At 71.9% G+C, this 17,113-nt stretch carries 19 protein-coding genes and 1 pseudogene; 9 read left to right on the plus strand and 11 right to left on the minus strand.

The genetic code is table 11. The features are described from left to right. Positions 1 to 250: 250 nt before the first annotated feature. The gene (yczR, locus tag ACWED2_RS41255) at positions 251 to 1,699 is read right to left on the minus strand and encodes a MocR-like transcription factor YczR (protein ID WP_449695957.1); all 1,449 of its coding nucleotides are present in this window, start codon (positions 1,697 to 1,699) and stop codon (positions 251 to 253) included. Between the two features lie 61 nt (positions 1,700 to 1,760). Here yczR and yczE point away from each other — a divergent pair, with 61 nt between their 5' ends. Beyond that, on the plus strand, positions 1,761 to 2,381 hold the full coding sequence (yczE, locus tag ACWED2_RS41260) for a membrane protein YczE (RefSeq protein WP_449695958.1): 621 nt from the start codon (positions 1,761 to 1,763) through the stop codon (positions 2,379 to 2,381). Here yczE and ACWED2_RS41265 read toward each other — a convergent pair. After that, positions 2,378 to 2,905, minus strand: coding sequence for a Clp protease N-terminal domain-containing protein (locus ACWED2_RS41265; protein ID WP_449695959.1), 528 nt, complete (start codon positions 2,903 to 2,905; stop codon positions 2,378 to 2,380). The two genes, yczE and ACWED2_RS41265, sit on opposite strands and share 4 nt — an antisense overlap. After that, positions 2,905 to 3,114 (minus strand): sigma factor-like helix-turn-helix DNA-binding protein, encoded by a 210-nt coding sequence (locus tag ACWED2_RS41270; RefSeq protein ID WP_004559389.1) that lies wholly within the window; start codon positions 3,112 to 3,114, stop codon positions 2,905 to 2,907. Before ACWED2_RS41270 ends, ACWED2_RS41265 begins: the two co-directional genes overlap by 1 nt. A 292-nt stretch (positions 3,115 to 3,406) precedes the next feature. Between ACWED2_RS41270 and ACWED2_RS41275 the strand changes: the two genes are divergently transcribed. After that, positions 3,407 to 4,192, plus strand: a complete 786-nt coding sequence (locus tag ACWED2_RS41275; protein ID WP_449695960.1) for a protein phosphatase 2C domain-containing protein — start codon at positions 3,407 to 3,409, stop codon at positions 4,190 to 4,192. Positions 4,193 to 4,232: 40 nt separating this feature from the next. Continuing rightward, positions 4,233 to 4,793, plus strand: a pseudogene (locus ACWED2_RS41280) (DUF998 domain-containing protein); the annotation flags it as partial. Between the two features lie 78 nt (positions 4,794 to 4,871). Here ACWED2_RS41280 and ACWED2_RS41285 read toward each other — a convergent pair. Together ACWED2_RS41285 and ACWED2_RS41290 are read right to left on the minus strand one after the other, a co-directional pair. Further along, complete coding sequence (locus ACWED2_RS41285) at positions 4,872 to 5,900, minus strand: D-cysteine desulfhydrase family protein (RefSeq protein ID WP_449695961.1); 1,029 nt, start codon at positions 5,898 to 5,900, stop codon at positions 4,872 to 4,874. A gap of 38 nt (positions 5,901 to 5,938) precedes the next feature. Further along, complete coding sequence (locus ACWED2_RS41290; protein WP_449695962.1) at positions 5,939 to 6,487, minus strand: dihydrofolate reductase family protein; 549 nt, start codon at positions 6,485 to 6,487, stop codon at positions 5,939 to 5,941. 126 nt (positions 6,488 to 6,613) lie between these two features. Here ACWED2_RS41290 and ACWED2_RS41295 point away from each other — a divergent pair, with 126 nt between their 5' ends. The 3 genes from ACWED2_RS41295 to ACWED2_RS41305 are packed head-to-tail and all read left to right on the plus strand — an operon-like array spanning position 6,614 to position 9,398. After that, a complete protein-coding gene (locus ACWED2_RS41295; RefSeq protein WP_449695963.1) occupies positions 6,614 to 7,990 on the plus strand; it encodes an amidase in 1,377 nt (458 codons plus the stop codon). Then, on the plus strand, positions 7,957 to 8,532 hold the full coding sequence (locus ACWED2_RS41300) for a TetR/AcrR family transcriptional regulator (RefSeq protein ID WP_449695964.1): 576 nt from the start codon (positions 7,957 to 7,959) through the stop codon (positions 8,530 to 8,532). Before ACWED2_RS41295 ends, ACWED2_RS41300 begins: the two co-directional genes overlap by 34 nt. Next, positions 8,532 to 9,398 (plus strand): oxygenase MpaB family protein, encoded by an 867-nt coding sequence (locus ACWED2_RS41305; protein WP_449695965.1) that lies wholly within the window; start codon positions 8,532 to 8,534, stop codon positions 9,396 to 9,398. Before ACWED2_RS41300 ends, ACWED2_RS41305 begins: the two co-directional genes overlap by 1 nt. A 331-nt stretch (positions 9,399 to 9,729) precedes the next feature. Here the strand turns inward: ACWED2_RS41305 and ACWED2_RS41310 are convergent, their stop codons facing one another. Continuing rightward, a complete protein-coding gene (locus ACWED2_RS41310; protein ID WP_449695966.1) occupies positions 9,730 to 10,305 on the minus strand; it encodes a CGNR zinc finger domain-containing protein in 576 nt (191 codons plus the stop codon). Between the two features lie 54 nt (positions 10,306 to 10,359). Between ACWED2_RS41310 and ACWED2_RS41315 the strand changes: the two genes are divergently transcribed. Beyond that, positions 10,360 to 11,214: an alpha/beta fold hydrolase gene (locus ACWED2_RS41315; RefSeq protein WP_449695967.1), complete on the plus strand. Its 855-nt coding sequence runs from the start codon at positions 10,360 to 10,362 to the stop codon at positions 11,212 to 11,214. 408 nt (positions 11,215 to 11,622) lie between these two features. On the opposite strand, the gene ACWED2_RS41320 is transcribed toward ACWED2_RS41315, so the two are convergent. Then, the gene (locus ACWED2_RS41320) at positions 11,623 to 11,877 is read right to left on the minus strand and encodes a DUF397 domain-containing protein (protein WP_449695968.1); all 255 of its coding nucleotides are present in this window, start codon (positions 11,875 to 11,877) and stop codon (positions 11,623 to 11,625) included. A gap of 482 nt (positions 11,878 to 12,359) precedes the next feature. On the opposite strand from ACWED2_RS41320, the gene ACWED2_RS41325 reads away from it, so the two are divergent. Continuing rightward, on the plus strand, positions 12,360 to 12,614 hold the full coding sequence (locus ACWED2_RS41325) for a hypothetical protein (RefSeq protein WP_285987847.1): 255 nt from the start codon (positions 12,360 to 12,362) through the stop codon (positions 12,612 to 12,614). Between the two features lie 80 nt (positions 12,615 to 12,694). Here the strand turns inward: ACWED2_RS41325 and ACWED2_RS41330 are convergent, their stop codons facing one another. The 4 genes from ACWED2_RS41330 to ACWED2_RS41345 form a co-directional block, all read right to left on the minus strand. Next, positions 12,695 to 13,303, minus strand: coding sequence for a class I SAM-dependent methyltransferase (locus ACWED2_RS41330; protein WP_449695969.1), 609 nt, complete (start codon positions 13,301 to 13,303; stop codon positions 12,695 to 12,697). Beyond that, positions 13,300 to 14,148, minus strand: a complete 849-nt coding sequence (locus ACWED2_RS41335) for an SAM-dependent methyltransferase (RefSeq protein ID WP_449695970.1) — start codon at positions 14,146 to 14,148, stop codon at positions 13,300 to 13,302. Before ACWED2_RS41335 ends, ACWED2_RS41330 begins: the two co-directional genes overlap by 4 nt. After that, positions 14,120 to 14,971, minus strand: coding sequence for an SAM-dependent methyltransferase (locus ACWED2_RS41340; RefSeq protein WP_449696002.1), 852 nt, complete (start codon positions 14,969 to 14,971; stop codon positions 14,120 to 14,122). Before ACWED2_RS41340 ends, ACWED2_RS41335 begins: the two co-directional genes overlap by 29 nt. 88 nt (positions 14,972 to 15,059) lie before the next feature. Beyond that, positions 15,060 to 15,923, minus strand: a complete 864-nt coding sequence (locus ACWED2_RS41345) for a helix-turn-helix domain-containing protein (RefSeq protein WP_013222333.1) — start codon at positions 15,921 to 15,923, stop codon at positions 15,060 to 15,062. Positions 15,924 to 16,159: 236 nt separating this feature from the next. Between ACWED2_RS41345 and ACWED2_RS41350 the strand changes: the two genes are divergently transcribed. Then, a complete protein-coding gene (locus ACWED2_RS41350) occupies positions 16,160 to 17,080 on the plus strand; it encodes an MBL fold metallo-hydrolase (protein ID WP_449695971.1) in 921 nt (306 codons plus the stop codon). Positions 17,081 to 17,113 lie beyond the last annotated feature (33 nt).

The following is a 17,113-nucleotide window of genomic DNA, read 5'->3' on the forward strand; positions in this document are numbered from 1 at the left end:
GGCGCCGGGACCCACACCGGGTGCGCTCCGGGAGCCCTCGCTCACCGCGCCGAGCGAGGACTCGCAGTACCGCGAGCGCACCTGAGCCGCCGGCTTCCCGGCACGTCGAGGGGCGGTGCCGGGAAGCCGCGGTACCCGCGAACGGGGTCACGTCCGTGAGCGGGTGTGTGGAACGACGAACCGGTGTGCCGGCTGCACACGAACGCCGCCCATCCCTGGGAGCGGGCTCGCAGCCGGCGCACCGGTTCGTTCATGCGATGGGCGCGTCCAAGGAGGCCGGGGTGCCGCGGACCGACGCTTCGGCCGCGCTCAGCCGCCGGACGGCCTCGTCGATCCGGTCCGGTGGCAGCGAAAACGGCAGCCGGATCCAGCGCTCCAGCCCGCCGTGGACGCCGAAGCGCGAACCGGGCGCCACTTGCACTCCGTGGCTCGCCGCCGCCACCGCCAGGCGCGAGCTCACCGGCTCCGGCATCCGGCACCACACCGACAGGCCGCCCGACGGCAGGGTGAACGTCCAGTCCGGCAGGTACCGGTGCACCGCGCCGGCCAGTGCGTCGCGGTAGCAGCGCAGTTCCGCGCGACGGCGGTCCAGCAGGGTTTCGTCGGCCATCAGCTCGGTCAGCACGAGCTGCTCGAACACCGGTGACCCGAGGTCGACCGCGTAGCGCGCGGAAACCAGCCGGCCGAGCAGGTCCTCCGACGCGCGGATCCAGCCGAGCCGCAGCCCGCCCCAGTGCGTCTTCGACGCCGAACCGACGCAGATGGCCAGGTCGCCTGCGAACGCGGCCAGCGGCGGCGGTCCGTGCAAGGGATCGCCTTCCAGGTCCAGCTCGACGAGGGTCTCGTCCACCACGACCGGCGTCCGGGCGCGGGCGAGCACGGTCCCGAGCCGGGCGCGGCCTTCGGCGTCCAGGCGCAGCCCGGTCGGGTTCTGGAAGTCGACGACCAGGTAGGCGAACCGCGGCGACGCCTGGCGCACCGCCGCGTCGACGCCGGCGATGTCCCAGCCGCGTTCGCCGCTCGGGTCGAGCGCCACCGGCACCGGGATCGCGTGCGCGGCGCGGATCGCCTCCAGGGCGTTCGGGTACGTCGGCTGTTCCACCAGCACACGGTCGCCGGGACCGGCGAGCATCCGCAGCACCAGCACGAACGCGTGGTGCGCGCCGTTGGTGACCATGACCTGCGCCGGCGTCGTCGGCAGCCCGCGTTCGGTGTAGCGCCGCGCGATCCGCTCGCGCAGGCCGGGCAGGCCGCGTTCGGAGTAGCCGTGGTCGCCGAGGTGGTCGGCGAGCCGGACGCGGGCCGTGTCGACCGCCGAAGCCATGCCCGGGACCGCGGGCGAGGACGCGTGGGTGAAATCGATCGAGCCGGCGCCCGCCGGCGCGAGCGGGCCACGGCGGCGGCGCCCGGGCGCGGCGATCCACGAGCCCGCGCCGCGACGGCTCGCGACGAGCCCGCTCTCCCGCAGCCGGTCGAGCGCCGCGCCGATCAGCGTCCGGCTGGCGCCGAGCGCGTCGGCCAGCTCGCGCTCGGCGGGCAGCCGGGTGCCCAGCGGGAGCTGGCCGTCGAGCACCTGCAGCTCGATGGCCGCGGCCAGGTCGGCCGCCCCCTGCCGGGAGCCACCTTGCCGCCACGAGCCCAGCATGATGGCCAATCGCGGCCCTGAGATCCGTCCACCGACTGGGAGCGCGGGTTCCATGAGACCAATATCCTCGAATTGGCTATGGTTTACCAGGCCACTTGGCGGTGATAGTGGAGACGTGGCTCAGATCGACCTCCGGCCCGTCCGGATCACCCGCGACCCCGTCCGCCGCAGTACCCAGCTCCTGGCCGGCCTCACGCTCTACGGCGCCAGCGTCGCCCTCGTCACCCGCGCCGGCCTCGGCCTCGAGCCGTGGAGCGTGCTGGCCGAGGGCGTCATGAAGCACACCGGCCTGACGTTCGGCACCGTCACCGGCCTCATCTCGGTGGCCGTGCTCCTGCTGTGGATCCCGCTGCGCCAGCGGCCCGGCATCGGCACCATCGCGAACGTCGTGGTCATCTCGGTGGTGGTCGATGTCGTCCGCGCGTTCCTCCCGGACCAGCACGAACTGGGCTGGCAGATCGCGCTGCTGGCCGGCGGGGTCGTGCTCAACGGCGTCGCGACCGCCACCTACGTCGGCGCCCGGCTGGGCCCCGGCCCCCGCGACGGCCTGATGACCGGGCTCGCCGGGCGCACCGGCTGGTCGGTCCGGCTGGTGCGCACCGGCATCGAGGTGACCGTGGTGGCGGCCGGCTTCCTGCTCGGCGGGACCGTCGGCGTCGGCACGGTGCTCTACGCCCTCGCCATCGGCCCGCTCACCCAGGCGCTGCTGCCGCTGACCACCTGGCGCGACCGCTAACCGGCCTTGCGCTGCTGCACGGCCCGGCGCAGCGTCCGGTAGTCCGCGCCGCGCCGGGCGAGGACCTCGTCGGTGCCGCGCTGTTGCGCGAGCGCCAGCAGGATGTGTTCCTGGCCCAGGTGCTTGTCGCCCAGCCGGACGGCTTCCTTGAGGCTCAGCTCCAGGGTCTTCTTCGACTGTGCGGTGAAGGGGATGTGCCCGCGCTTGGCCGGGCCGAGCCGGCCGGCGAGCGCGCCTTCGCCGTGCGTCTGCTCGACGCGTTCGACGATCTGCTCGACGTCGATGCCGAATTCGGTGAGCGCCTCGGCGTCGGCGTCGCTCACACCGCCGCGGCGCCGGGTGCGCGCCAGTTCGGCCGCGATGTCTTCGGTGGACACCCCCAGCTCGGCGAGCACCCCGACGCCGGTCTTCACCAGCCCGGCGAGCAGGTGGGCCGGCCCGATCTCCACCGAGCCGGACTCCCGCGCCACGATCTGCGCCTCGACGACCGCCATCCGCGCGTCGGCCGTGAACCTCTCGAACATCAGTGCCTCCCGTACTTCTTGTGCACGGCCTGCCGGCTGACCCCCAGCTCGGCGGCGATCTCCTGCCACGACCAGCCGTGCACCCGCGCGCTGCGCACCTGCACGGCCTCCAGTTGTTCCAGCAGCCGCCGGAGCGCGGCGACCGCGCGCAGCCCCACCCGGGGATCGCGGTCACCCGCCCGGGCGGCCAAATCCGTCGCTTCCGTCATGGTTGTCAACCTACGTTGACATCTCGCGACTGTCAACTAGGGTTGACACTTGCTTCGGGCTGACTGGCCGAGGCTGGTCTGGGACGGACTGTCCACATCTCGGCCGATGTGTGGACAGCGGGCTCTGACCTGGCCGTTTCGCGGCTTTTCGTCGGGAGCTGTCGATAGACTGGATCTGGGGCGGCCCCCTTAGGGAGGGCGGGTGCGAGTGCCGGCCCTCCGACTCGCCCGGTCCCGGTCCGCCGTGCCCGCTCAGCGCGAAGCCACCGAAAGAGCGACGTACAGTCGGGTGATGCCCGAGATCGCGATCGCCGAGCGGGCCGGGGTGGGCGCCGACGGCCACCCGCGCCCCACCGAGGACCACGTGGTCGTGCTGGCCAACGCGGTGCTCGTCCTGGACGGCGCCACCTCGTCGGACCCCGCGCAACCCCCGGGCGGCTGGTACGCCGAGCGGCTGGCCCGGCGCCTCGCCGTCGACCTCCACGCGGCCCCGGAAGCCGACCTGACCGAGCTCCTGACCAGCGCGATCGCCGCTCTCGCCGCGGAGCACGACCTGCGGCCGCAACGCTCGCCGTCGAGCACGGTCGCGGCCGTGCGGTGGCTCGAAGACCGCGTCGACGCGCTGGTGCTGGCCGACAGCCCGGTGGTCGGGTTCGGCGGCTTCGGCGTCGACGTCGTCTCGGACGACCGGCTGACCCGGCTGCGAAGACGCGGGCTGCTCCAGACCGGCGCCGACGTCCGGCGCCGGCGCAACGCCCACGACGGCTTCTGGGTCGCCGAAGCCGTCCCGGGCGCCGCCGCGCACTCGGTCCGGCGCAGCTGGCCGCGGGCCGACGTCGACGCGGTGCTGCTCGCCAGCGACGGCGTGTCCATCGGCGTCGACCAGTACGAACTGTTCGACTGGCCCGAGGTCCTGGCCGTCATCCGCGCCGACGGGCCCGACGCCGTGCTGGCCGCCGTCCGCACCGCCGAAAAGCAGGATCCGGACGGCGAGCGCTGGCCCCGGCCGAAGCGGCACGACGACCAGGCGCTCGTCCTCGTCGATTTCAATCAGGGGGTTAATCAGGGTCTTCCCTGATCACGGGGGCCGCGTTTCCGGCGAACCTGGATGCATGGGGATGGAACCGGGGAAGCGCACTAGACCGTGGCGGCTCGTCGCGGTGGCGGCGATCGGGTGGGGCCTGTTCACCGCCGTGGTGCTGCACGTCGTCAGCTCACGCAATCCGGTGTACGACACGCTGTCGAGCTACACGGTGACCGACCGCGGCGAGGGGATGCTCGCGGCGAGCGTGCTCTCGCTGGCCATCGGGTCGCTCGCGGTGCTCGGCGCGCTGCAGGTCGCCGGCGTGCCGCTGTCGCGGACCACCCGGCTGCTGCTCGCGTTGTGGGCGCTCGGGCTGGCCGCGGCCGCGATCTTCCCGGCCAGCTACCCCGAGGCGCCCGACCCGGTGAGCGGCGAGATCCACCTCTACGCGTGCCTGGTCGCGTTCTGCAGCCTGCCCGGCGCGGCGATCTCGCTGCTGGAACCGTTGAAGGGCCGGCCGGAGCGCGTCGCGCTGGTCCGGTCGATCCGGCTGACCGCGGGCGCGTTTGCGCTCTTCGCCTTGAGCTTCGTGTTCGTGCGGCTGAGCGAGGCCGGGGTGACGCCGTTCCGCGAGATCTCCGACGCGTTCCCGATCGGCGTCACGCAGCGGCTGCTGCTGCTCACCGACGTCGTGCTGCTGGGCACGCTGCTGTGGCTGTCGACCCGGCTGGAGTCAGCTTTCGACGGCCGCCGCGAATTCGGGCGCGTAGCCGTACAGGCCGGGCATGCCACCGGTGTGCAGGAACACCACGTGGTCGTCCGGGGCGAAGTGGCCGGCCCATTCGACCAGCGCGGCGGCCACTTTGCCGGTGTAGACCGGATCGAGCACCACGCCCTCGGTGCGCCCGAAGAGCCGTAACGCGTTCCAGACGGCGTCGGTCGGGATGCCGTAGCCGGGGCCGAGCGTGGAATCGCCCAGCCTCGCGTGGGTGAAGGGCGGCGGTTCGACGCCGATCAGCTTGGCCGCGCCGCCGACGAGGTCGTGGAGGTTCTCCGTGGCCTCGTCGAGCGGGTGGCTGACGCAGGCGATGCCGACGCCGAGCCCGCCGAGCAGCCCGGCGGCCAGCGTCACGCCGGCCGCGGTGCCGCCGCTGGCGTGCGGGACGACCAGGTGTGCCCGCTCGATGCCGCGTTCTTCCAGCTGTTCGGCCAGTTCGTAGGTGGCGCGGACGTAGCCGAGGGCGCCGAGGTCGTTGGAGCCGCCGACCGGGACGGTGAAGACCTTCCGGCCGTCGGCGGCGGCTTCGGCGACCAGGCGGTCGTAGACGCGGCCGGTCTCCTCGCCGTCGGCGCAGACGTGGACGGTCGCGCCGAAGAGCCGGTCGAGCGGGAGGTTGCCGCCGCGTTCGTACGCCTCGCCGTCGCGCGGGACCTTGGCGGTGAGCACGAGTTCGCAGCGCAGGCCGAGTTTCGCGCACGCGGCGGCGGTCTGACGGCCGTGGTTGGTCTGGAGCGCGCCGAAGGTGATCACGGTGTCCGCGCCGGCCTCTTCGGCCGCGCCCAGGTGGTACTCCAGCTTGCGGAGCTTGTTGCCACCGGCGCCGAGCGGGTGGACGTCGTCGCGCTTCAGCCAGAGGTTCCGCAGGCCGAGGGCCTCGCCGAGCCGCGGTGCCTTCTGCAGCGGGGTCGGCCAGCCGCCCAGGTCGACGCGGGGGATCGCCGCCAGCGCGGCGGCGGGAAATCCGGCGAAGTCGAACGTCATCGGCCCTCCAGGATCGGCTTTCTAACCACTATATGGGGTTAAACCACCTCGAAGCGAAGCTCGGTGACCGGTCCGACCTCGCGCACGCCGATCCGCCTGAGCGCGACACCGCCGAGATCCGGGTCGCCGAACAACGGCAGCCCGGCGCCCAGCAGCACCGGAGCGATCAGGACGTGCAGCTCGTCGGCCAGCCGGGCCCGCACGGCCTGCCGGACCACGCTCGCGCCGATCACCTTGACCGCCCGCTCCCCCGCGGCCGCCCGCGCCTGCGCGACCGCCGAGGCGATCCCGTCGGTCACGAAGGTGAAGGTGAGGTGCTCGTCCTGAGCGGGCAGCACGGCCGGCGGCGTGTGCGTGACGACGAAGATCGGGACCTGGAACTCGTAGTTGCCGACGTACCAGTCCGGGTCCTCGGCCATCGCGTACGAACGGCGGCCGAGGACGACCGCGCCGGTCTCCCGGATCAGGTCGGTCATCCACTCGCTCCCGGTCGACGCGGCGGGGTCGGACAGCCGGGCCGTGCCGCCGTGGCGGTCGGCGACGAAGCCGTCCAGCGACATGCTCATCCCCGCGTGCACCGTGGCCATGGTTTCTCCTCACGTAGTCGTCGGTCGGGTAGACGGCCGCGGCAGGGAAAACTCATCGGGAGTAGCCGAAGACCGCCGGTATCCGGTAACGTTCGTTCGAACGAACGAGAATCTTCGGGGGCCGCCATGACCGCTACGAGCCTCGACTTCACGGGCCTCGCCGCCCAGGCCGCGCAGCTCGCCGCGGGCGAAGTCACCTCCGCCGAGCTCACCGCGACCGCGCTCGGGCGCGCGCACGCGAGCCAGCCCACGCTCAACGCGTTCAAACACCTCCGCGACGACGAAGCCCTCGCCGAAGCCGTGGCAGCGGACCGGCGCCTGGCCGCCGGCGAGCGCGCGCCCCTGCTCGGCGTGCCGGTCGCGATCAAGGACGACGTCGACCTCACCGGCCTGCCCACGTCCTTCGGCTGCCCCGGCGAATTCCCGTGCGCGACGGCCGACGCGCCCGCGGTCGCGCTGCTGCGCGAGGCCGGAGCTGTGATCATCGGCAAGACGAACACCCCCGAGCTGGGCCAGTGGCCGTTCACCGAAGGCCCGGCCTTCGGCGTGACGCGCAACCCGTGGCACCCCGGCCACACCCCAGGGGGTTCTTCGGGCGGGAGCGCGGCCGCGGTGGCGTCGGGGGTCATCGCGGCCGCGCTCGGGTCCGACGGCGCCGGTTCGGTGCGCATCCCGGCCGCGTGGACCGGGCTGGTCGGCATCAAAACCCAGCGCGGCCGGATCCCCACCGGCGGCGAGCTGTTCCACGGCCTCACCGTGCTCGGCCCGCTGGCCCGCACGACCGAGGACGCCGCCCTGTTGCTCGACGCCGCCGCGGGGACGCCCGGCGTGTTCCGCGCGGCCGCCGCGCGCGAGCCGGGGAAGCTGCGGATCGGGCTGTCGACGCGGATCCCGTTCACCGCCACCAAGACCCGCCTCGACCCGGTCGTCGACGCCGCCGTGCGCCGGCTCGCCGAGTCCCTCGCCGGGCTGGGCCACGAGATCGTCGAGGTCGAGCCGGACTACGGCCTGATCGGGCTGACGTTCCTGCCGCGGTCGCTCACCGGCGTCCGCGACTGGACGCTGCGGGTGCCCGACCGGGCCGGGCTCGACCCGCGCACGCGCAGCAACGCCGGCCACGGCCGGCTGCTGGCCGGCCCCGCGCTGCGGCTGGCCCGCGCCCTCGAGCCGGGCCTGCACCGGCGGATCGGCTCGGTGTTCGGCCGCGTCGACGTCCTGCTGACGCCGACCACCGCGACCCCGCCGCCGCCGGTCGGCACGTTCGACGGGCTGTCCGGCTGGGAGACCGACCAGGCCATGATCGCCGCCTGCCCGTACGCTTGGCCGTGGAACGTGCTGGGCTGGCCGGGGGTCAACGTGCCGGCCGGGCAGACGGCGGACGGGCTGCCGCTCGGCGCGCAGCTGCTCGGCCCGTCGCACGCCGAGGAGCGGCTGATCTCCCTCGCCGCGCAACTGGAAGAGGTCGAACGGTGGCCGGAGCGGCATCCCGCGACAAGCTGGTAAGCACCCGGGACGCCATCCTGCGCGGCGCGCTGACCGTCGTCGGCGAGCACGGCGTCGGCGGGCTGACGAACCGCCGGATCGTCGCCGCCGCCGGCGTTTCGCTCGGCACGCTGACCTACCACTTCCCGAGCCAGACCGCGTTGCTGCGCGAGGCGATGCTGCTGTTCGTCGAGGAGGAGACGGCGAAGCTCGGCGCGATCGTCGACGGCTACCGCTCGGAAGGCCTGAGTGTCGAGCAGGCGGCGTCGGTCGTCGAGCACGTCATCGCGCAGCTGCCGTTCGGGGCCGACGAGCTCGGCGCGCACGAGCTGTACCTCCAGTCCGCCCGCGACCCCGAGCTGCACGAAGCTTCTTCGCGCTGCTTCGCGGCGTACGACGAGCTGGCCGTGACGATCCTCGACGCGTTGGGCGTCCCCGAACCGGCCCGGCTGGCCGGCCCGGTGGTGGCACTGATCGCGGGGCTGCAGCTGCGGCGCCTGGCGACGGGCGAGACGGACACGCCGGTGGCCGAGCCGTTGATGATGCTGATCCGCGGAGCTTGATGGCACGGCCGATCGTCCGCGGAACGGCGGCGTGGAAGTACTTCGGCGACTTCCGCGACGGGCTGCTGGCCGGCCAGGTGCTGGTGCTGCAGGTGGCACACCCGGTCGTCGCGGCAGGCGTGCGCGACCACTCGGACTACACGTCGGATCCGTGGACCCGCCTGATGCGGACGGGCGCGTCGCTGTCGATCTACGTCTACGGCGGCGACGCGGGTGCGCGGGTCGAAGCCGCGCGGTTGCGGGCGTTGCACCGGACGTTCACGGGAGTGGCGGACGGACGGCGGTACAGCGCGCTGGATCCCGCGGCGTATGCGTGGGTGCATGCGACGCTGGTGAAGGTTCCGGTTGACGTGCAGCGGTTTTTCGGACGGCCACTGTCCACATCGGAGCTCGGCGAGTACTACGCGCAGATGTGCGACGTCGGCCGGATGCTGGGGGTGCGCTCACGGGATCTGCCGCCGGATTGGGCGGCTTTCGAGCGCTACTACGACTCGATGGTGGCGGGGTTTTCGGTGAACCCGACGATCGAGCAGCTCTTCGAGACGATCCGGACGGTGCGCAAGCCGGTCCGGTGGCTGCCGGACCGCTGCTGGCGGTGGCATGCCCGGATCCAGCTGTTCCTGATCCGGGCAACGCTGCCGGCGGACTTCCGCACGCGGCTCGGTCTCCGGTGGACGGCCGCGGACGAGCGCCGGTTCGCGAGGTTCGCGGCGGCGGTACGGCTGTTCGCGACCCCGATCCCAGCCGGGCTGCGGACGGCGCACATGCGGTGGATCGGGAAGCTCAACGTGTGGCTCCGGGCGCATCCGCGGGTGTATCGGGCGGTGGTCCGCCGCGAGGGTCCGGGCGCGAAGCCACGCCTCTGAGCGCGCCGGGCGGTGGCACGCTTGGCCGAAGGCCGATGTCGCGTGATTGGAGGCCGAGCTCGGGTGACAGCAGCACGAACTCGCGGGGCCGAAAGCCAAGCTCACGTGACTGCAACCCGATCTCGCGTGATTGGAGGCCGAACTCGTGTGACTGGAGGCGCATCTCGCGTGACCAGCGGGGCATCTCGCGTGACTGCAAGGGCATCTCGCGTGATTGGCGGGGCGACACGGAGGCGGGCGGGGTGGCAATCGCGAGTGGGGGCCCGCGGGGGCGCCCCCCGTCTCCAGCGTATCGGCTGGCTGTGACTAAAACCGGGGGCGAGGGCGGCTGCTAGGGCCGGTTGTCCCCATCTCGCCTTGCCTGTGGACCGGTGCGGGCGTAGTGGGCGCGGGCTTTGGCGCGGTTGCCGCAGCGGGACATCGAGCACCACTGGCGGTTGCGGCGCGGGGAGGCGTCGCAGAACCGCAGGCCGCAGTCGTCGGCCGCGCAGACGCGGACCTCCGCCTCGCTCGTGGCCAGGTCGATCGCGTCCGCTGCCAGCGCCGCGAAGGCCGCCGCCACCGGGTCCTTCGGGGCCGGGACCTCGCGCCGCAGCACGCCGCCCACCAATGCCAGGCGTGGTGGGGGCGCCGGGGCCGAAGCCGCCGCGTTGTTGACCAGCTCGACGTCCATCTTCGACGGCTCCTCCGGCGGCAGCAGCACCCGGTCGATCGCCTCCCGCAGCGCCTTCGCCGCCAGCACGTTGCCCGCCGTCACCGGCACCGGCCCCGTCGTGAACCCCGCCAGCGAAAGCCATTCCGCCAGCGCGTCCGGCCCGGTCAGCAGCTCGAAACCCGTCGAGTGCCGGCTGCGCAGCGTGTTGACGAGGTCGAGGCACGGCCGTCCGCCGTCGAAGACCCATTCCATGCCGGTCATTCTAACCCTTGAAGACAGTTAGAAGCAGCGCTATCGTCTAACCCCATGAACCGGTTAGACAACGTCGCCTCCGTGAACGGCATTCGCGTGCACTACTTCCGCGCCGGCGACGGCCCGCCGCTGTTCCTGCTGCACGGCTGGCCGCAGACGTCGCACTGCTGGCGCCACGTCCTGGGCCCGCTCGCCGAGACGCACACCGTGATCGCGCCCGACCTGCGCGGCTACGGCCGCACGGACAAACCGAAGGACGGCTACGACAAGCGCACGATGGCCGCCGACATCGCCGCCCTCGCCGAGCACCTCGGCTTCACGAAGGTCGCCGTCGCCGGGCACGACCGCGGTGGCCGCGTCGCCCACCGCTGGGCCCTGGACCGCCCGGACCAGGTCGATCGCCTGGCCGTGCTCGACATCGCCCCGACTCGCGCGATGTGGCAGCGCCTCGACGCCGGCGTCGCCAAGGCGTACTGGCACTGGCTCTTCCACCTCCAGCCCGACCTGCCGGAACTCCTGGCCGGGCAGAACATCGCCGGCTACCTCGGCTACTTCTTCGAGCGCTGGACCCACCAGCGCCACGCCCTCGACGCCGACGCGCAGGCCGAGTACGTGCGCGCCTTCTCGCAGCCGGGCGCGCTCCGGGCGGGCTTCGACGACTACCGCGCCTCCTTCCCCGACGACGCCGAGCTCGACGACGCCGACTTCGCCGCCCGAAAGCGCCTCACCCAGCCCCTGCTCGCCCTCTGGGGCGCGAACGGCCTGCTCGGCACGCTCCCGACGCTCGACATCTGGCGGGAGTACGCCGACGACGTCACCGGCGCGGCCCTCGCCGAGTGCGGCCACTTCCTCCCCGAGGAACAACCCGGCGAAGTGGTCGCTCACCTGCGGAAGTTCCTCGATCCCTGAGGCTCCCGGGTCGAGCGTCCCCGAACCGGGGATCGGAATGAGCCGCACCGACGGCGCCACCGGCCGCCCGCCGCCGCCGAACTCGCCCGCCGCGGTGGCGAGTTCAGCCAGTTCGGTCCACTGTGGACCTCCACGCGATCGTCCCGGGGCAGCGCGACCATCCTAATGAGACAGTCGCCGCGTACGACCCGGACGTCGGCTTCACCCACACCTTCGCCCAGCCCGGCCGGACCCGCGGCCGGCTGCGGAGCTTCCGGCAATCGGGTGAGATTCCCCTCACATCAGGCGCCCGGACGTATTCGCGCGGCCGCGAAGGCCTCCTTCACCGTAGAGACCCGGGGAAGGGGGCCGTCACCGTTGTTGTTCCACGGCACCGTTCCGGGCTCGCCGGTGATCGCCGGCAGTCGGTCAGGCGGGCAGGTCGAACTGCCCGGCCTTGACGGCGATCAGGAACGCTTCCCACTCGGCGGGGTCGAACACGAAGACCGGGCTGGTCGCGAGCTTGGTGTCCCGGACGCCGATCAGGCCGTCGCGGCCCAGGTTGACCTCGACACAGCTCCCGCCGTTGGGCTCGCTGGCGAACGACTTCTCCCAGGCGGCCTCTTCGAACAGGGTCACGGCCGTGTTCGGATCGTAATCCGCGAACGACGGATAATCCGCCATGGGTCGTACCTCCGAGGATCGATGGGGGGCGCGGTCGTGACCTGGTCGAAGGCACCCGCTCCCGGCTACTCAGTGTCTCAATGGACCAAGCCACAGGGCCAAGCGGGTGATCAACTGGGTACGGCCTCGACATGAAGATTATTCCAGGAGTAGGATTAATCGCATCGGCCGGGGCGCTGGTGTCGGTGAATGACTGCCTGCTCGCGGCGGGCGGTCGTCGACACGGGCCGAAGTGCTGAACCGGCCGAGTGCCGGAAGACCAGTGGACCGAACCAAGCCAAGCCACAGCAGGACCTCATGGGGGAGGAACAGCGTGATCGTCGAGGACAGTGCGCCACCCGGCGCGCTCGCCGTGACCAGGCTCGCCGTCTCCGGACGAGCTGCCGCCGCGGCCGCGACCGAGCTGGTCCGGACTCCAGATGCGGAAGCGTTTTCCGGTCGGAACGCCGAAGCACCGCGACCAGAGCTGGGGGTGTAGACGAATGGCCGTCCGGGTGAACTCGCTCTTCTGCCGTGAGGACGAAGAACACCGTGGCCGCCGGGGCATCGGGAACGAGCTGCGCAACCGCTTCGGCTTCAGCCTGATCCAGGCACCGCTGCGCAAGACCACGACGTGGGCCACGGACCAGGACCTCCCGCTGCGGCGCCACGCCGACGGGGTCCGCACCACCCGCCCGCTGGAAGCCGCGATCGACCTGACGCCGCTGATGCGCGGCCGGATCGGCTCGCGCGCCTGACCAGCCTGACCACCTGAACTGCCGTACCACCACGAAAGAGCCCCGGTTTCCTGCGGAACCGGGGCTCTTGCCGTGCGGGGCTACGTTTTCCGCAGCAGCAGGCAGCCGTGCCGCATCGGCCGTTCCCCCTCGCCCGGCTCGCGGTACACCCGGCCCACCTCGGTGAAGCCTGCCGCGGCGGCGAATCCGGCCAGTTCGTCCAGCGGCCAGCTGTAGGCCGTCGTCACCTTGTGGTCGAACGGCGTCAGCGGGCCGCCCCCGGATTCGAAGCACTCCAACAGAACGTGACCACCGGGCGCCGACATTCGGGCGAATTCGGCGAAGTACCCGGGGATCTCCGCCGGCGGCGTGTGGATCAGCGAGTACCACGACAGGATCCCGGCGAGCGACGCGTCCGGCAGGTCCAGCGCCGCCATGGACCCCACCTCGAACCGCAGCTCCGGATGAGCGGCCCGGGCGAGCTCGATCATCGCCGGGGACACGTCGACGCCGAACGCGTCCAGCCCCAGCGAACGCAGGTGCGCCGTCAGGTGCCCGGGACCGCAGCCGAGGTCGGCGACCGGGCCGCGGCCGCGGACGGAATCCGCGAACGCCGCCCACACCGCCCGTTCCAGGGCGTGCTTGTCCCAGACTTCGGCGGCGAATTCCGCGTACTGGACGGCGACCGCGTCGTAGGCGGCCGCCGTCACGGCTTGCGGCCGAGGCCGCAGAGGTGGCCGACGAACGCCGGGTCGTTCGCGAGCTTCTTCGTGGCCTTGGACTCGATCTCCTCCGGGTGCCACTCCGGCAGGTAGACGATGCCCGGCTCGACCAGCTCGAGCCCCTCGAAGAACGACGTGAACTCGGCCCGGCTGCGCAGGTGCAGCGGCGTGCTCGACTTGTTGTACTGCGCCATGATCGTCTCGCGGCTCTCGGCGTCGGCCATCTCGTGCAGGCCGTCGTCGGTCAGGTGCGAGGACAGGAAGTAGGAGCCGGACGGCAGCAGGGTCAGGTACTTCCGGATGGTCTCGGCCACCGGCTCGTCGGCACCGAGGAAGTACAGGACGCCGACCATGATCAGGCCGATCGGGCGGTTCGGGTCGAGGACGCCGGTGTCGAGCGCGCGCTTCCAGATGTCGGCCGGGTCGCGCAGGTCGCCCTGCAGCACCGCGTGGCGCCCCGCGACGCCCTCCCGCTCCAGCAGGATCTGGGAGTGGGCCACCGCGACCGGCTCGTTGTCGACGTACACGCACCGGGCGTTCGGGTTGACGTCCGTCGCGACTTCGTGGACGTTGCCGACGGTCGGGACGCCGGAGCCGAGGTCGAGGAACTGGTCGATGCCGTTGCGCGCCAGGTACCGCACGCCGCGGCCGAGGAAGTCGCGGCCGGCGCGGGCGACGGTCTTGATCATCGGGAAGGTCTTGACCGCCTGCTCGCCGAACTGGCGGTCGATCGCCCAGTTGGCGTCGCCGCCGAGGAACCAGTCGTAGATGCGGGCGGCGTTCGGCCGTTCCAGGTCCACGCCTTCAGGGGCTTCGGGGTCCTGCGTCGTCATTGCGTCCTCCAGGCTTGCGGCCGACACCGCCGACCACGCTCGCGAGGGGGACCGTGGCGGCGCCGGGCTCCGGGCGCCACTCTCCCACAGGCACGATCCCGGGCTCGACGACGTCGAAGGTACCGAAGAACGCCGCGATCTCGTCGAGGGACCGGGAAATCGCGGGCGAGCTCGACTGCTCGGACAGCTTCACGAGCTTCCTGATCTGCGCCAGCTCTTCACCTTCGACGCCGGACTCGGTCGCGTGCGAAAGCACGTACGCCGACCCGGGCGCCAGGAGCGTCCGGTAGTCGCGGATGGCTTCGCGGACGCCGGTGACGTCCGGCAGGAAGTGCAGCACCGCCACGGTCAGCAGGCAGATCGGCCGGTCCGGGTCGAGCACGCCGGTGGCGAGCGCGGCTTCCCAGACCTCGCCGGCGTCCCGCAGGTCGGCGTGCAGCACCGCGTGGCGTTCGGGGTCGCCGGCCTCCTCGAGCAGCATCCGCCCGTGCGCGACGGCCACCGGTTCGTTGTCGACGTACACGCACCGGCTGCCGTCGCAGTGGTCGTCGGCCACCTCGTGCACGTTGCCCGCGGTCGGGATGCCGGAACCGAGGTCGAGGAACTGCGTGATGCCCTGGGCGACGCAGTAGCGCACCGCCCGGCCCAGGAAGTCGCGGTTGGCGCGCGCGAGGGTCTTCGCCAGCGGGAAGACCTTCAGCGCCTGCTGGCCGTACTGGCGGTCGATGGCCCAGTTCGCGGTGCCGCCGAGCGCCCAGTCGTAGATCCTCGCCACGTTCGGCCGGTCGAGGTCGACCGCGTCGGGGAGGAAGTCGGGGTCCACGATGTCCACTTCCGGTGGAATCCAGCGCAACAGGCCGACTCTACCGAAAGTTGTTCACCACCCGGGATAGCTCGGGCGGCCATTCGCCCTATTGGAGCTGCTGCATCTGGGCGCGGTAACCCTCCGCAAGCTCCTTGAGGAACTGCCGGGTCTCCTGCCGCTCCAGCGCGGCTCCACGCAGCCGGTCCCACGAGTCGACGAAGATGTTGAAGTCCTTGACGTCGTCGAGGTAGAGCCCGCCGGCGGAGTGCTCGATGTAGACGAAGTCGCGGGTGCGGTCCGGGAACCGCATGATCGTGAAGTCGTTGGGCACCGCGGCCAGCCGCGCGCCGAACGGCAGTACGTGCACGTAGACGCGCGGGTGCTTCTCCAGGGAGAGCAGGTGCTCGACCTGGTCGAGCATCACCGCGGGCGCGTACCCGCCCGGAGCGCGGCGCAGCGCGCCTTCGCTGATGATGAAGCGGTAGTACGGCGGCTGCTGCTGCTCGAACACCGCCTTGCGGTCGAGCCGGTTGCGGACGAGCGACGTCACGTCCGTCGCGCCGGCCTCGGTGAACTGCTTGAGCATGTAGTGCTCGGACTGCAGCGGGCCCGGGATGCGCTCACCGTGCCAGGTGAGGATCTCCGCGGCCGCGGGCTCCAGGTCGGTGAAGGTGCGGAACCAGTGCGGCACCACCGAGCGGTAGCCGGACCAGTGGCCGCGCTGCCCGGCGGCGGCCCGCGCCAGGTTCATCAGCGTGTCGGCCTCTTCGCCGTTGATCCCGAACGCGTTCAGCATCGATCGCACATCCCCGAGCTTCACCCCGACGGCACCGGACTCGATCTTGTTGACCTTGCCCTGGGTGCAGCCGAGGACCTCGGCGACCTGCTGCTGTGTCATCCGCGCCGCGGTGCGGGCATGCCGGAGCTCGTTCCCGAGCTGCTTCCGGCGCGAGGTGACGGTGCTGGCCATCGCCCTGCTCTCCCGGACCACTACCAAGCGACGGCGGCCTCCCGGTCGCCGTCGCGCGCGAACTATCGAACCCACCCAGGTTAGTGCTTCACCTTGCGGATCTCGATGATGACATCGCGCAGCGTTCCAGGAAACGCCGCAGAATGCCAGTCACCTGCGCTATCACTCGCCTGGACCAGTGAAATTCCGAATTATTCGGCCAACCGGAGGAGCCGCCTCTGCGGCATAGTGACCCCGTGACCGATCGCTCTCCCGCCGCCGCCACCGTCACCCGGTTGGCCGACCAGGTCCACGGCTACGTCCAGCCGGACGGCTCCTGGTACATCAACAACTGCGGGTTCGTCGACGCCGGCGACCACACCGTGCTGATCGACACCTGCTCCACCGAGCGCCGCACGCGCGCGCTGCTCGCGGCGGTCGAGGCGACCACCGGCCGCCCGGTGACCACGCTGGTGAACACCCACCACCACGGTGACCACACCAACGGCAACTACCTGGTCGAAGGCGCGGCCGTGGTCGGCCACCGCAAAACCCGCGAACTGATGGTGGCCGAGGGCATCCAGACCTTCGACGGCATCTTCGTCGGCAGCGACTGGGGCGAGCTGGAGTCGCGGCCGCCCGAGATCGTCTTCGACGACCGGCTGACCCTCTACGCCGGCGACGTCGAGATCCGGCTGATCCACCCCGGGCACGCGGCCCACACGACCAACGACGTCCTGGTCTGGCTGCCGGCGCAGCGGGTGCTTTACGCCGGTGACCTGGTGTTCCACGGCGGCAGCCCGTTCGCGCTGATGGGTTCGGTGGCGGGGTGGCGCAAGGGCCTCGACGTCATCCGGGAGCTGGAGCCGGAGGTGATCCTGCCCGGCCACGGCGGCCCGTGCGGGCTCGACGTGGTGGACACGGTCGACCGGTACCTGGCCTTCGTCCAGAAGACGGCCGAGCGGGGGAAGGCCGCCAGGCTGTCGCCGCTGGAGCTGGCCAAGGAGACCGACCTCGGCGAGTTCTCGGAGCTGAGCGAGCAGGAGCGGCTGCCGGGCAACCTGCACCGCGCGTACGCCGAGCTCGACGGCGCCGAGTGGGGCGCGAACATCGACTTGGTGGCGGCGATCACGGACATGCTCGCGTTCAACAAGGGGCCGATCCGCTGCTTCTCCTGAACTAGGTGAGCTGCTCCTCCGTGGCCTCCCATG

Source organism: Amycolatopsis sp. NPDC005003 (assembly GCF_053600695.1).